Origin of the sequence: Parabacteroides johnsonii DSM 18315, from assembly GCF_025151045.1 — a bacterium.
GTDB lineage: Bacteria > Bacteroidota > Bacteroidia > Bacteroidales > Tannerellaceae > Parabacteroides > Parabacteroides johnsonii.
In genome coordinates, this window is sequence record NZ_CP102285.1 from 473,002 (window position 1) to 487,990 (window position 14,989).

General features: G+C 46.8%; 14 protein-coding genes. 11 read left to right on the forward strand and 3 right to left on the reverse strand.

Annotation, left to right across the window (positions count from 1 at the left end; genetic code table 11):
* Positions 1–13: 13 nt before the first annotated feature.
* From NQ564_RS02120 to NQ564_RS02135, 4 genes are read left to right on the forward strand one after another with little or no spacing between them, the layout of a single operon-like run.
* Positions 14–1,240 carry a quaternary amine ABC transporter ATP-binding protein gene (locus NQ564_RS02120; RefSeq protein WP_008148934.1) on the forward strand — a complete coding sequence of 409 codons (1,227 nt, stop codon included), beginning with the start codon at positions 14–16 and terminating at the stop codon, positions 1,238–1,240.
* The gene (locus NQ564_RS02125) at positions 1,237–2,052 is read left to right on the forward strand and encodes an ABC transporter permease (RefSeq protein ID WP_008148933.1); all 816 of its coding nucleotides are present in this window, start codon (positions 1,237–1,239) and stop codon (positions 2,050–2,052) included. The genes NQ564_RS02120 and NQ564_RS02125 overlap by 4 nt, the downstream gene beginning before the upstream one ends.
* Positions 2,053–2,075: 23 nt before the next feature.
* Positions 2,076–2,945: a glycine betaine ABC transporter substrate-binding protein gene (locus NQ564_RS02130; protein ID WP_008148930.1), complete on the forward strand. Its 870-nt coding sequence runs from the start codon at positions 2,076–2,078 to the stop codon at positions 2,943–2,945.
* 13 nt (positions 2,946–2,958) lie between these two features.
* Positions 2,959–3,735 carry a GDSL-type esterase/lipase family protein gene (locus NQ564_RS02135; RefSeq protein WP_008148928.1) on the forward strand — a complete coding sequence of 259 codons (777 nt, stop codon included), beginning with the start codon at positions 2,959–2,961 and terminating at the stop codon, positions 3,733–3,735.
* 37 nt (positions 3,736–3,772) lie between these two features.
* On the opposite strand, the gene NQ564_RS02140 is transcribed toward NQ564_RS02135, so the two are convergent.
* Together NQ564_RS02140 and NQ564_RS02145 are read right to left on the reverse strand one after the other, a co-directional pair.
* A complete protein-coding gene (locus tag NQ564_RS02140; protein WP_008148926.1) occupies positions 3,773–4,255 on the reverse strand; it encodes a ferritin in 483 nt (160 codons plus the stop codon).
* Between the two features lie 154 nt (positions 4,256–4,409).
* Positions 4,410–4,838: an Hsp20/alpha crystallin family protein gene (locus tag NQ564_RS02145; RefSeq protein WP_008148924.1), complete on the reverse strand. Its 429-nt coding sequence runs from the start codon at positions 4,836–4,838 to the stop codon at positions 4,410–4,412.
* A 346-nt stretch (positions 4,839–5,184) separates the two neighbouring features.
* Here NQ564_RS02145 and fucP point away from each other — a divergent pair, with 346 nt between their 5' ends.
* The gene (gene fucP / locus NQ564_RS02150) at positions 5,185–6,411 is read left to right on the forward strand and encodes an L-fucose:H+ symporter permease (RefSeq protein ID WP_008148922.1); all 1,227 of its coding nucleotides are present in this window, start codon (positions 5,185–5,187) and stop codon (positions 6,409–6,411) included.
* Between the two features lie 277 nt (positions 6,412–6,688).
* Here fucP and NQ564_RS02155 read toward each other — a convergent pair whose 3' ends face one another.
* Positions 6,689–7,525 (reverse strand): OmpA family protein, encoded by an 837-nt coding sequence (locus NQ564_RS02155; protein ID WP_008154828.1) that lies wholly within the window; start codon positions 7,523–7,525, stop codon positions 6,689–6,691.
* A 166-nt stretch (positions 7,526–7,691) separates the two neighbouring features.
* On the opposite strand from NQ564_RS02155, the gene NQ564_RS02160 reads away from it, so the two are divergent.
* From NQ564_RS02160 to NQ564_RS02180, 6 genes are all read left to right on the forward strand, one after another.
* Positions 7,692–9,032 carry a sigma-54-dependent transcriptional regulator gene (locus tag NQ564_RS02160; RefSeq protein WP_008148916.1) on the forward strand — a complete coding sequence of 447 codons (1,341 nt, stop codon included), beginning with the start codon at positions 7,692–7,694 and terminating at the stop codon, positions 9,030–9,032.
* A gap of 584 nt (positions 9,033–9,616) precedes the next feature.
* Positions 9,617–9,697, forward strand: coding sequence for a potassium-transporting ATPase subunit F (locus NQ564_RS19390; RefSeq protein ID WP_129650369.1), 81 nt, complete (start codon positions 9,617–9,619; stop codon positions 9,695–9,697).
* A 21-nt stretch (positions 9,698–9,718) separates the two neighbouring features.
* A complete protein-coding gene (gene kdpA / locus NQ564_RS02165) occupies positions 9,719–11,431 on the forward strand; it encodes a potassium-transporting ATPase subunit KdpA (RefSeq protein ID WP_008148912.1) in 1,713 nt (570 codons plus the stop codon).
* Between the two features lie 37 nt (positions 11,432–11,468).
* Entirely contained in the window at positions 11,469–13,511 is a 2,043-nt protein-coding gene (gene kdpB, locus NQ564_RS02170; protein WP_039848174.1) for a potassium-transporting ATPase subunit KdpB, read from the forward strand.
* A 114-nt stretch (positions 13,512–13,625) separates the two neighbouring features.
* Entirely contained in the window at positions 13,626–14,207 is a 582-nt protein-coding gene (locus NQ564_RS02175; RefSeq protein WP_008154837.1) for a K(+)-transporting ATPase subunit C, read from the forward strand.
* Between the two features lie 21 nt (positions 14,208–14,228).
* Entirely contained in the window at positions 14,229–14,984 is a 756-nt protein-coding gene (locus NQ564_RS02180; protein ID WP_008148905.1) for a TorF family putative porin, read from the forward strand.
* The last annotated feature ends 5 nt before the right edge of the window (positions 14,985–14,989 follow it).

A 14,989-nucleotide genomic window follows, 5' to 3' on the forward strand; every position in this document is an offset into this window, starting at 1 on the left:
ATAATTTTTTAATATGACGAAAATAGAAATAAAAGACTTATCGATTCTTTTCGGACCTGAGAAGGCCAAAGCGAAAAAGATGATCAAGCAAGGTAAATGCAAACAGGAAATTTTAAAAGAAACAGGCTGTACCGTAGCTGTCCGTAATGCCAATCTGGAAATAAAGGAAGGAGAGATGTTCGTGATAATGGGGCTCTCCGGTAGTGGCAAGTCGACGTTGGTGCGTTGCATTAACCGGCTGAACGAACCCTCTATGGGGGAGATATGGTTAAGTGGCAGGAACATCACGTCTCTGTCGGATAAGGATCTGTTGCAAATACGTCGTAAGGAGATGGCGATGGTATTCCAGCATTTTGGTCTGTTGCCTCACCGGACAGTTTTGAGCAATATAGCTTTCGGGCTTGAATTGCAGGGTATACCTAAAGAAGAGCGCGAGAAGAAAGCACATGAAAGCATAGCTGTTGTAGGATTGAAGGGATATGAGAACCAGCGTGTGGACGAACTCTCTGGAGGTATGCAGCAGCGCGTCGGGCTGGCACGTGCTTTGGCGAATAACCCGGAAGTCCTGCTGATGGACGAGGCTTTTTCAGCCCTTGACCCGCTTATCCGCGAACAGATGCAGGACGAGTTGCTGGATTTGCAGGAGAAGATGAAACGTACCATTGTCTTTATCACACATGATCTGGACGAGGCCATCAAATTAGGCGACCGTATTGCCATTATGAAGGATGGCGAAGTCGTACAGGTCGGGACGCCCGAAGAGATATTGACTGATCCGGCCGACGACTATGTCACCCGTTTTACCGAGAGTGTGGATCGTGGGCGTGTTGTTACGGCCTCTTCCATCATGCTGACTCAACCGATCGTTGTCCGTATCCGCAAAGATGGTCCGGAGGCTATTATCCGCAAGATGAGGGAAAAACGTTTGTATGCGTTGCCCGTGATCGGAACGGACGAGCAGTTCCTTGGTGAAATACGGTTGAAAGATGTGCTGCGGCTGCGTAAGGAAGGGACGAGGGACATCAGTTCGATTGTTATGAAAGAGGTCCCTTCCGTATTGGAGAATATGACAGTCGAAGATATGTTGCCTCTCTTGCCGAAGGTCCAGCAGGCTTTGCCGGTGGTCGATGAGAATAACCGTTTGAAAGGTGTCGTATCGACTTCAGCCATCATTATCGAGATGACCGGAAAGGATCAGAAAGAAATAGAAGAAATCATTCAAAACGCAATAGATTTATGATAAATATCGGAAAATATATAGAAATGGCCATTAATTGGCTGACAGAAAACTTTGCCGGCCTTTTTGATGTAATCAACCACATCGTAGGCGGCTTTATCGACGGCTTCCAGGGAATACTGATGTGGGTCCCGTTCTACCTGATGATTGCGGGAATAGCAGCTTTGGCTTGGTGGAAAGCCGGAAAGGGAACTGCTGTCCTGACCTTGCTCGGTTTACTTTTGATTTGGGGGATGGGATTCTGGGTACAGACCATGCAGACCGTGGCACTTGTCTTGTCGTCGACGATCATTGCCCTGCTGCTCGGTGTTCCGCTGGGAATCTGGACCGGACGAAACGATAAGGCGGCTAAAGTGATCCGGCCGGTTTTGGACCTGATGCAGACGATGCCCGCTTTTGTCTATTTGATTCCGGCTGTCCTGTTTTTCGGACTGGGACCTGTTCCGGGCGCTTTTGCCACCGTGATATTTGCCATGCCTCCGGTTGTCCGTCTTACCGACTTGGGGATCCGTCAGGTTCCGGAAGATATTGTAGAGGCGACTCGTTCGTTTGGGGCCACTTCGGGACAGCTTCTTTTTAAAGTTCAGCTCCCGTTGGCTTTACCGACCATTATGGCAGGAGTGAACCAGACAATCATGATGGCTCTGTCTATGGTTGTGATTGCGGCTATGATCTCGGCCGGCGGGTTAGGTGAGATCGTATTGAAAGGAATCACACAAATGAAAATCGGACTTGGTTTTGAAGGCGGCATAGCCGTCGTGATTCTGGCGATTGTCCTGGATCGTATTACACAGGGCTTTGTCCGTAGAAAGTAAAACAGATAAAAAGAAAAGTATTTATGAGAAGATTGATTATCATTATAAATTTATCCCTTATTGTAGCCTTCATGATGATGTTTGCTGATTGCAGCAATTCCTCGAAAGACAGAAAACAGGTCTCGATCGGTTATGTAAATTGGTCGGAAGGGATTGCTATGAGCTATCTGGCGAAAGTCATGCTTGAGAGCAAGGGCTATGACGTGATGCTGCGAAATGCGGATATCGCGCCGGTCTTTGTTTCGATGGCGGCTGGTAAAGTCGATGTTTTTATGGATGCATGGCTTCCGGCTACACATGCCGATTATATAAGGAAATATGGCGATAACTTGGAAGCGTTAGGAGTAGCCTATAAAAATGCCAGGATGGGGCTGGTAGTCCCTTCGTATGTCACGATCCGTTCCATAGAAGAATTGAATGAGCATAAAGAGAAGTTCCGTAATGAGATTATCGGTATCGACGTTGGGGCTGGCCTGATGAATGAGACTGAGCGTGTCATCCGGGAATATCCGGTCGAGTTGACGCTGAAACCTTCGAGCGGAGCGACAATGGTCGCATTCCTCCAGAAATCGATCGAAAACAAGGAATGGATCGTAGTAACCGGCTGGACTCCTCACTGGATGTTCTCCCGCTACGATCTGAAATTTCTGGATGATCCGCAGAAACAGTACGGCGATGCCGAACACATTCAGATTATGGCTACCAAAGGCTTCTCTGATAAAGATCCGTATGCAGCCGCTTTTTTCCGGAACTTTGCTCTCGATAATGACCAATTGAGCGAATTGATGGATTTGGTGGAGGCTTATCCTATGCACGAGGAAGAAGGTGCTAAAATTTGGTTATCGGAACATCCGGAAGTGAATGAATTTTTTCCTACATTCGCAGAAGAGTAGAAAAGATTGAATTATGAAGGATATCCGGAAAGTTATAGGTTTGTTGTTGTGTATGACAATCAGTTGTTATATGATGGGAGAGGAAAAGAAAAATCTGAATATAGTATTTATCGGAAACAGCATAACGCAAGGGGCTTTGTTGGAAAATCCGAGACGTGAGGCGCCCCCTGTGAAGGCTGCTTTATATCTGCGCAGGCAACCGTCTGTCGGAACTGTCCGTTATTCCAACCAGGGGGTAAGCGGAAGTACGACTCTTGATTTTTTACCTCAAACCGATTTGCTATTTCCGAAGGTGGTTCAGGTTGCCGACCAGTTCAAAGATGAAACGTGGGCGACTTTGATCTTTTCCATTATGCTTGGGACGAATGACAGTGCTATTACAGGGCCAAGTGGGGCTCCGGCTTCGCCTGCCAAGTATTATGAGAATATGAAAACGATTGTTGATAAGTTGCTTGCACTCTATCCGAAATGCAAGATCGTATTGCACCGGCCGGTATGGTATAGCCCCAATACATACAACGGAGCCAAATATCTGGAAGAAGGGTTGAATCGTTTGCAAAGTTATTATCCTGAATTACAGGCATTGGTTCTCGATTATTCCAAACGTTTTCCCGGACAGGTCTTTATGGGGGATACAGATGGTTTCGATTATTTCAAGGCACATTATAAAAGTGAGCTTTTCCCCGAAAAAGGAAATGCAGGAACTTTCTATCTGCATCCTAACCGGAAAGGGGCTTCTGCTTTGGGAGAGCTGTGGGGGAAAGCGATGCTTAAAGCAATTGACAATTAAAAGACCGTGTCAACTAATTGTCAATTGCCCATTGTTTTTATCTTTTGCCCAATCTGTGGTCAAGGATACCGACGTGGCATTCGCCATAGTTCTTCAACTGATCTACGATTCCTTTGGCTGTAGATTCTTCTTCTACCTGTTCGCGAACGAACCAGAAGAGGAAGTCTCTTGAGGCATGGTCTTTTTCTTCTTCTGCGATATCGACCATTTTGTCGATCAGTTCAGAAACGTAGCATTCATGTTTGTAAACGTGTTCGAATAATTCTGTGACGCTGCCCCATGCGGTAGGAACGACATTGATCTGGCCGATTGTGATGTCACCGCCACGGTCGATAGCGAAGTCGATCATTTTGTGGGCGTGTTCCATTTCTTCTTCAGCTTGTTTTTTCATCCAGTGAGCGAAACCGTTTAATCCCAATTTTTGGAAATGCACGGACATGGACAGATACAAATTGGATGACCACATTTCTGCATTTACCTGTGCGTTAAATGCTTCAGATAATTTCTTGCTTAAAATCATAATTCTGTTTCCTTTCTTTCAATTAGATTTATAATACAATATAATTTTATACAGGCAAAGATATAGATAAAAAAATAATGGTTTGCTTTAACCGGATAATATTTTTCCAATAAAACAAACCATTATAGCCTTTAGTTTATAAAGGACAAACAGATTATTTGATTTCGATAATCTTTTCAGCTTTCTTGGCTGCTTCCTCGCTCATTTTCGGAATGATGATGTTTAACACACCATTCTCGACTTTTGCTTCGATCTTCTCTTTCTCTGCATTTTCGGGAAGAACCATTGTTTGCTGGAATTTGCTATAGGAGAATTCACGTCTCAGATAGCGCCCTTCTTTCTTTTCTTCGTTCTTTTCTTCTTTTTTCTCCATCGATACGACCAGGTTGTCGTTCTCGTCGATACGGATGTTGAAATCGTCTTTTGTCATGCCCGGAGCAGCAACTTCTACTCGATAGTCCTTTTCCGATTCAATCACATTGATGGCTGGAGCTGTAGAGTTTGCTTTAATCATCCAGTCATTGTCAAATAAATCATTGAATACATACGGTAACCAATTTTGACTTCTTCTCATCGGTGTCATAATACAGTCCTCCAATTATTTAGTTAAACATTTATATTCTTCTTCCGCTCTCGTCTTTTCTAATCCGAAAGCACTATACCAACTTCAAAAGGTATGCCAGGACAATGTGTCCGGCGTTAATATGAATAAAGGATGATAAACGAAGCTGAAAACCTTTTCCTGAGGTCATGAATTTAGGCGAATAGACTTACTGAGGTTTATATATGTATTTGGAAACATGATTGTTAAGGAAGAACATTCGTAGGAAAATTTGGCAGAAAACAAACCGTTTTGACATGTAAATAGTGACAGGAAAGTAATCTCTGAAAAAAAGAGTATCTTTGCTGACTCATAACAAATAGCAAGTATGAAAAAGAATAATCAGAAAACTTTGTTTTCCGCTCCTGACGGGAAATCTTATCTTGTCCCGTTTATATTGATCACCAGCCTGTTCTTATTGTGGGGTTTTGCTCATGGTCTGTTGGACGTATTGAATAAGCATTTTCAAGGTGTCTTTACGATGACGAAGGCGGAGAGCGGTCTTGTGCAGTTCTCCACTTATATCGCTTACTTTCTGATGGCGCTTCCTGCCGGTATGTTTATGAAGCGGTTCGGATATAAGAAAGGGATTATTTTAGGGTTATGCCTGTTTGCGGTTGGTGCGTTTGCTTTTATTCCGGCAGCTTATCTGCATTCAGCCTCTCCGTTTCTGATAGCCCTTTTTGTCATTGCCTGCGGGCTTTGTATTCTGGAAACGGCAGCTAACCCTTATTCCACGATTCTGGGACCAGAGGAATCGGGGGCTCAGCGCTTGAACCTTTCCCAATCGTTTAACGGATTAGGCTGGATATTGGGACCTTTGGTAGGAGGAATGTTGATTTTCGGAGGGGCGGAAGATGATCCGTTTACTTTGACGAAACCCTATATATTGGTCGGTTCGGTCGTTTTGCTGGTCGCCATACTTTTCTTTTTTACAAAACTGCCTGAAGTGCAGGAGGAAACGGACAAAGAGGAAAAGATGATTGCTCCTGTGTCCGGTACTGCTTCGATGTGGAGACATCCGCAATTTATCCGGGCTATTATTGCACAGTTCTGCTATTGTGCCGCCCAGACGGGGATTTTCAGTTTCTTCATTAATTATGTGACGGAAGTCGATACTTCCATGACGAATATCGAGGCTTCGCGTATTTTGGCTTTTGGAGGAATGGCTTTGTTTATGATAGGCCGTCTGTCTGGTAGTTTTACGATGAGGTGGATGTCTCCGGCCCGTCTTCTGACATGGTTCGCTTTGGCAGATGCTGTCTGTATGGCGTTGGTCGTCGTGTCTGTCGGTACGGTTTCTTTGTATGCGCTCTATCTTTCTTTTTTCTTTATGTCCATTATGTTTCCGACAATCTTTGCACTCGGCTTGGAAGGTATGGGTTCCTATACGAAGAAAGCTTCCTCTTATATCGTTATGGGAGTAGCAGGCGGAGCCTTTGCTCCAATGCTGATGGGATATATCGGAGCCGATAACATGGCGGTTGGGTTTGTGATTCCATTGTTGTCTTTCCTGTATATTCTATATTTTGCTTTGCGGTGCAAGAGGGAATAACACTGGAGATAATCACTATTATACTATCATAAAGACGAGCATATTTTTCATCAAAGCATGTTACTTATTTTTAAGCAACTACCTATCTATTCCTCTCAACACCCCGATCTCGATACCCCTAACACCCAGGTCTCAATACCGTGCAGAAGGGGATCGGAACCGCGTTAAAACGAGAGCTTTCTCGAAAAGATCTGCTTGCTTTTTGTAAAATTTGTCCGTTACTTTTGGGAAAAACAAAGGTAACGGACAAACCGTGATAGTAGCCTTCTTATGAGTGTTACTGGTTCAACATCTGGTATAACTTATCCAGTTTCGGAGCCATGATGATTTCTGTACGACGGTTTTTGGCACGGCCGTCGGCAGTTTCGTTGTCGTCGACAGGCATGAATTCGCCACGGCCGCAAGGTTGTATCTGCAAAGGCTTGACACCGTAGTCTTTTGTCAGGATGCGGACGACCGAGGTAGCGCGGATGACACTGAGATCCCAGTTATCTTTGAATTGGGCGGTGTTGATCGGCTTGCTGTCAGTGTGTCCTTCGATATACACGTCGATATCGGATTGCTTGTTGAGGACCTCAGCGAGTTTGGCCAAAGCCTCCTTGCCACGCTTGTCGACACGGGCGCTTCCCGATTCGAAAAGAAGTTTGTCCGACATGGCAACATAGACTTTCCCATCTTTTTCGCGGACGGTCAGTTCGTCGCTGCTAAACCCCAGAAGCGCATCCTTTACGCTGTTGAGCAAGTTCTGTACTCGTTCGGTCTGTGCATTGATCATATCCTGTAGTTCGTTGATCGTACGTTCGCGTTCATCCAGTTCGCTCATTTTCTGGCTTAGGAGTGAATTCAATTTTTCCTGCTCCGTCATGTTTGTGCTGAGCATATTTTGATAGTTGCGGATGTTCTTGCCCATGCGGGTGGTATCCCGTTCAAGTGCGGTAAGACGCGAAGTGAGACCGTCGTTGTTGTCGCGGCAGTTCACAAGCTGGTTCTGCAGATCGTCTCCCCGGGCAATGGCTTCCAGACGTCCGTTCTCGGCCAGCAGATACTTTTTCTTTGTTACACAAGAAGTGCAGACAAGCAGTGCGGAGACTGCAACTAATAGAACTTTTTTCATTTTGTAGATAATTTTAGCGAATGTACTATTTATTACACGTTACTTGTACCGGGTTTAGGATATTTGCAAATAATTAAACTATAATTAAGGTGGTATGAAAATGGAAGAAGTAATGGACACCTCTGAATAATATGCTATATTTGCTTCCTCATAGCTGAATAGGAAGATGGGAAAAGTATTGATTATCGACGATGAGAAGCAAATTTTAAGCCTGCTGTCCCGTATTATCGGGCTGGAAGGCTATGATGTGTTCCAGGCCGCCAGCTGTAAAGCGGGCATCAAACAGCTCGAACAGAATGATCCCGAAGTGGTGCTCTGCGATGTCTGCCTGCCAGACGGGAGCGGAGTGGAGCTTGTCACCGAACTGAAACGTCTGCGTCCCCTTTCGGAAGTGATTTTGCTTACGGCCCACGGTAATATCCCCGATGGCGTGCAAGCTATCAAGAACGGAGCGTTCGACTATATCACCAAAGGCGATGACAACAATAAAATCCTCCCTCTGATCGCGAAAGCGATGGAAAAGGCGACTGCTGCCTACCAGCAGCAGAAAGCTGTCGGGACTGCTGTTGGCAAACAGTATTCGTTTGCCACTGTCATCGGCCGTTCACCTGCCATACAGGAGGCTGTCTCATTGGCACGCAAGGTTGCCGCAACGGATGTTCCCGTCCTGCTCACCGGCGAGACCGGGACCGGCAAGGAGGTGTTTGCCCAGTCCATCCATCAGTATAGTTCCCGTAGCGATAAAACCTTTGTCGCCATCAACTGTTCCTCTTTCAGCCGCGACCTGTTGGAAAGCGAGATGTTCGGTCACAAGGCAGGAGCTTTCACCGGTGCACTCAAAGAGACGAAAGGCCTGTTCGAAGAAGCCGACAACGGCACGATCTTCCTCGATGAGATCGGCGAGATGGCGTTCGATCTTCAGGCTAAGCTGCTCCGTATTCTCGAAACCGGCGAGTTTCTCAAGATCGGCGATACGAAGCCTATCAAAGTGAATGTGCGCGTGATAGCCGCCACCAACCGCGACCTGGCAAAAGAAATTGCCGATGGACATTTTCGCGAGGACTTGTTTTACAGGCTTTCTGTTTTCCAGATTCACCTGCCGCCACTCCGTGAACGGGTGGACGACATCCCTTTGCATGTCGAGGCGTTTGTCTCCGCACTGTCTTCCAAGATGGGAAAGACCATCCGCACGATCTCGCCGGACTATATCCGCATTCTGAAACGGTACCCCTGGAAAGGGAATGTCCGCGAACTGCGCAATGTCGTGGAGCGCAGCCTTATTATTTCCGACGGCGACACCTTGGCGGCGGATACCCTGCCGCTCGCAATGCAGACCCCTCAAGCCAATACCGAAGGCAACTATTCCGGCTTCGACCTCAGCGGCGTCGAGAAGATGCATATTCAAAAGGTATTGAAATATACCAATGGCAATAAAACGGAAACCTCCCGTTTATTAGGTATCGGCCTGACAACCCTCTACCGGAAGATAGAGGAATACGGGTTGTAATGGCCTAATATCGACATAGGATAGGGTACACGGGTTTTGCGAAAAGAGAATGATTTGCTGTACTGTTGTTTTTGGCCGCAAAATCTAATTGAAACAACCTGTCTTCGAAGTAAAGGAGGAATCATAATCAGGTTCCAAACTGCAATCGCCTTCAATAGATTCGTCTTTCCCGTATTATTATCCCTTAAGAAAACTGTCCACTTATACCAGTTATCATTTTCGTCTGCAAATTTGAACCTATTTTCGTTGATGAAACATTTACTCCAGATACTGCCGAAATAGTGAACTTTTCCATTCTGAAAAGGTAACCTTTTCAAAATGGAAGGGTGGCCATCTGCTCCGGCTTTTAAGCTGAAACTTTAACTTGCTGATATTCTTTTCTTCACGCAACTTCTTATCTGTTTGGCACACCGTTGGTATATAAAAAGGCGAAACGATGAATAGTATTAACACTAAAAGTATTTTAAGATGTTGGAAAATGAATTTGTGTCTTTTGTTTTTTTGTGTGTGGTAGGCGGGGCCTGCTACTGGTTTTTCTTTAAATGTGTGGATTGGTTCGAAAAGATTTAGAAAAGGAGGAAAGTATGTTTGCAGCACTGTTTGTACTCTGCTTGGTTATCTTCGGGTATCTGCTTTATGTATTGGTGAAGCCCGAAAAGTTTTAAACGATTAGCTTAAGTGAAAAGATGAATACAGAATTAATAGGAAGTATTGCGCAGATCGTACTCATGGTCGTTCTGGCTTATCCGCTGGGTAAGTATATCGCAAAAGTATATAAAGGGGAGAAGACATGCCTCGATTTTCTTGCCCCGGTGGAAAGATGGATCTTTAAAATATGCGGGATCAATCCGAACGAGGAAATGAACTGGAAAAGTTTCTTGAAAGCGTTGCTGACCATCAATCTTTTTTGGTTTTTTTGGGGAATGCTCTTGCTGTGGACACAACAATACCTGCCTCTCAACCCCGATGGCAATGGGGGGCAGTCGTCACACCTGTCGTTCAATACCTGCATCAGTTTTATGGTCAATTGTAATCTCCAGCACTATAGTGGGGAAAGCGGACTGACCTATTTTACCCAGTTGTTCGTGATCATGCTCTTCCAGTTTATCACGGCAGCTACCGGGATGGCCGCCCTTGCCGGAATCTTCAAGGCGATGGCCGCCAAGACAACCAATACGATTGGTAACTTCTGGAACCTGCTGTTGAAAAGTTGCACCCGTATTCTGTTGCCGATGTCGCTTATTGTCGGGTTCATCCTTATTATTGAAGGAACACCGATGGGATTCGACGGAAAGATGAAGCTGACGACATTGGAGGGTAACGAGCAACTGATCTCGCAAGGTCCTGCCGCCGCTGTCATACCGATTAAACAGTTGGGAACCAACGGAGGAGGTTATTTCGGAGTGAACTCGTCACATCCGCTTGAAAACCCGACTTACCTGACCAATATGGTAGAGTGCTGGTCGATCCTGATTCTCCCGATGGCAATGGTCTTTGCGTTGGGATTCTATCTGAAAAGAAAAAAGTTGTCTTACACGATTTTCGGGGTTATGCTTTTTGCTTACCTCGCCAGCGTAGGGATCAACACCTATTACGAAACGAAAGGTAATCCCATGATCTCCCAGATGGGGATTGACCAGGGAGCCGGCGCGATGGAAGGAAAGGAGACTCGCCTCGGTCCGGCGGCAACGGCCCTGTGGAGTTGTACGACGACAGTCACCTCAAACGGTTCCGTCAACGGGATGCACGACAGTACGATGCCGCTCAGCGGGATGATGGAGATGTTGAATATGCAAATAAACACCTGGTTCGGAGGTGTGGGCGTAGGGTTCATGAATTACTATGCTTTTCTGATTATCGCCGTGTTTATTAGTGGCTTGATGGTCGGTCGTACTCCGGAATTTTTAGGAAAGAAGGTGGAGGCGCGCGAGATGAAGATTGCAACGATCGTGGCACTGACACATCCGTTCGTGATCCTGATCGGGACAGCTGTCGCTTGCTATTATTGGGTGTATAATCCGGCCTTTGTGGAAGCGGAGGGAGGTTGGTTGAATAATCCCGGTTTCCACGGTTTCAGCGAGATGCTTTACGAATATACTTCTGCCTCCGCCAACAACGGATCAGGTTTCGAGGGACTCGGCGACAACACCTATTTCTGGAATTTTACGACAGGCTTGGCGCTGATCATCTCCCGTTACCTTCCGATTGTCGGACAGGTGGCGATTGCCGGACTATTGGCACAGAAGAAGTTTATCCCCGAAAGTGCAGGGACTTTGAAAACGGACACCGTGACATTTGCCGTGATGACATTCTGTGTGATCTTTATCGTGGCTGCCCTGTCTTTCTTCCCTGCACTGACGTTGGGACCGATCGCGGAGTATTTTAGCATCTATATGTAAACCGGAGTTTCAAATTTGAGAATTGAATAATAATATGATGAAAGAGAATAGATCTGCTTCTTTGTTTCCGAAGGAGCTTGTAATAGAAAGTCTGAAACAGTCGTTCGTGAAGTTGGACCCTCGAACGATGTTCCGCAACCCGATCATGTTTATTGTCGAAGTGGTAACCTTCGTCATGTTGGTGGTGACGGTCTGGTCGGCTGCCGGAGGTGATACGGCACAGGGATCGTTCGGCTATAATATAGTGGTTTTCATTGTACTCTTCCTGACACTACTGTTCGCCAATTTTGCCGAAGCGATTGCCGAGGCACGTGGTAAGGCACAAGCCGACAGTTTGCGCAAGACACGCGAAGAGACACCTGCGAAACGGGTGGAAGCTGGTGGAAAAATTACGACGGTGAGCAGTTCGCAGTTGAAAAAAGGCGATATCTTTATCTGCGAGGCCGGAGATACGATCCCTTCCGACGGCGAGATCATCGAGGGGCTGGCTTCGATCGACGAGAGTGCCATAACGGGCGAGTCGGCTCCGGTCATCCGGGAAGCCGGAGGCGATAAGAGTTCCGTGACGGGCGGTACAAAAGTATTGTCCGACCAGATACGGGTGATGGTAACGACACAGCCGGGCGAGAGTTTTCTCGACAAGATGATTGCGCTTGTCGAAGGAGCTTCGCGGAAAAAGACGCCGAATGAAATTGCCTTGACGATATTGTTGGCCGGTTTTACACTGGTGTTTGTGGTGGTATGCGGCACGTTGAAACCGCTTGCCGACTATTCAGGAGCACAGATCACCATCGCGGCCTTCATCTCCTTGTTTGTTTGTCTGATCCCGACTACGATCGGCGGACTGTTGTCTGCGATCGGTATTGCGGGAATGGATCGTGCCTTGCGTGCAAATGTAATAACCAAATCCGGAAAGGCTGTAGAGACAGCCGGAGACATAGATACCCTATTGCTCGACAAGACCGGTACGATCACGATTGGCAACCGTAAAGCGACACAGTTTTATCCGGTAGCCGGGGTCGACGAACATTCTTTTGTGCAGGCTTGTCTGATGGCATCCCTGTCAGATGAGACACCGGAAGGCAAATCGATCGTCGAACTGGGACGCGAACGTGGCGTCCGCATCCGCGATTTGAGCACATCAGGTTCACGGATGATCAAGTTCACGGCCGAGACGAAGTGTTCGGGGGTAGATCTGAAAGACGGAACCCGTATTCGCAAGGGTGCTTTCGATGCTATCCGCCAGATGTGCGAGGAGGCCGGAAACAAGTATCCGGAAGAGGTTGCCGCATTGGTTGGGAAGATTACTGGTAACGGAGGCACGCCGCTGGTGGTGGCACAAGATGATTTCATCATTGGGGTGATCGAGTTGCAAGATATTATAAAACCCGGCATCCAAGAGCGTTTCGAACGGTTACGCAAAATGGGGGTCAAGACGGTGATGGTCACGGGTGACAATCCGTTGACAGCAAAGTATATCGCTGAGAAAGCCGGAGTAGATGATTTTATTGCCGAAGCGAAGCCGGAGGACAAGATGAACTACATCAAGAAAGAACAGGAAGCGGGCAAGTTGGTCGCCATGATGGGCGACGGGACGAACGATGCACCTGCACTGGCTCAGGCAAATGTCGGCGTGGCAATGAACAGTGGTACGCAGGCGGCAAAAGAGGCCGGTAATATGGTGGACTTGGACAACGACCCGACAAAACTGATCGAGATCGTAGAGATCGGTAAGCAATTGCTGATGACACGCGGAACGCTGACGACTTTCAGTATCGCAAACGATGTGGCGAAATATTTTGCGATCGTCCCGGCCTTGTTCATGGTGGCGATACCACAGTTAGCTGCTTTGAACATCATGCATTTGCACAGTCCGGAAAGTGCGATTTTGAGTGCCGTGATTTTTAATGCGGTCATTATCCCGATCCTGATTCCGCTGGCTCTGCGCGGGGTGGCTTACAAGCCTATAGGGGCATCGGCTCTGCTACGGCGTAACTTATTGATTTACGGGGTGGGCGGTGTGATCGCTCCCTTTATCGGGATCAAGTTGATCGACATGGTTGTTTCTCTATTTTTCTAAGTATAAATATCTTTTGACACTGCGCGCCTCCCGGCCAAGGCTTCTACGTTGTCCGGAAAGGTTGCCGGGGGTAGCGGGTGTTTCCCAATTAAAAACGAAAAAAAATTGAATCTTATGATATCAAATCTGTTTAAATCATTCAAACTGACGATTGCTTTCTGCATTCTATTCAGTGTTGGCTATATCTTTATCTTATGGCTTTTCGCCCAGGTCGCTTCTCCCAACAAAGGCAATGCCGATGTGGTCGAGTTGAACGGTCGGATCGTAGGCGCTGCTAACGTGGGGCAGCAGTTCACAAAAGATATTTATTTTTGGGGCCGCCCGTCCCATGCCGGAGATGGTTACGATGCTTCGAGCTCGGCAGGTAGCAACAAAGGGCCGTCCAATGAAGAATATCTGGCGGACATACAAGCACGTATCGATACGTTCCTCGTATATCATCCCTACCTGAAACGTGAGCAAGTTCCTGTCGAAATGGTCACAGCCAGCGCTTCCGGTCTCGATCCCGACATCTCTCCGAAAGCCGCCTATAGCCAAGTGCAACGTGTAGCGAAGGCACGCGGTATCTCTCCCGATAAGGTCATGGCGATAGTCAACGCCCATATCGAGGGTCCGCTATTGGGGCTTTTCGGACCGGAAAAAGTAAATGTCCTGAAATTGAACGTGGCATTGGAAAAGTTAGAAAGAAAGGATTAATAAATAAAACAGGAATAAATTATGAACTCTATAATAAAAAAGATAGTAGCAGCAGTAGTAACTGTTTCTTTATGCTCATTCGGAATGGCAAAAGCTTCCGAAAATGAAACCGGGGTGAAATTTGCAGTCCAGAGTGATTTAGTAAGTTCTTACATATGGCGTGGCATGTACCAGACAGGTGCGAGTTTCCAACCTACATTGGCTTTTAGTGTAGCCGGCTTCTCACTGACAGCTTGGGGATCGACCGATTTCGACGGTTACCGGTCTTCCGAAGGTCTTGCCAATAAGGAGATAGACCTTACTGCCGCCTATACGTTCGGTGCTTCTGGGTTGACACTGTCCATTGCTGATCTCTGGTGGGCGGGACAAGGCGCCAACAAGTATTTTAATTTCAAGAGCCATGAAACTGCCCATCATTTCGAGGCGGGGCTTGCCTACACTTTCCCGCTTGAAAAGTTCCCTTTGTCGTTGGCTTGGTACACGATGTTCGCCGGACAGGATAAGGATGCCGAAGGCAACCAGAACTATTCTTCCTACGTTGAACTGAACTACCCTTTCTCGGTGAAACGTGTCGACTTGACCGCCACCTGCGGGTTGGTTCCTTACGAAGCTGCCCAATACTATACCAGCGGATTTGCTGTTACGAACGTGGCTTTGAAAGGAACTACCGCTATAAAGATCACTGATTCGTTTTCTTTGCCTATTTTTGCACAGGCCATCTGGAATCCCCGGTTGGAAGATGCACATCTGGTCTTTGGCTTTACTTTGAAACCGTAAACAGT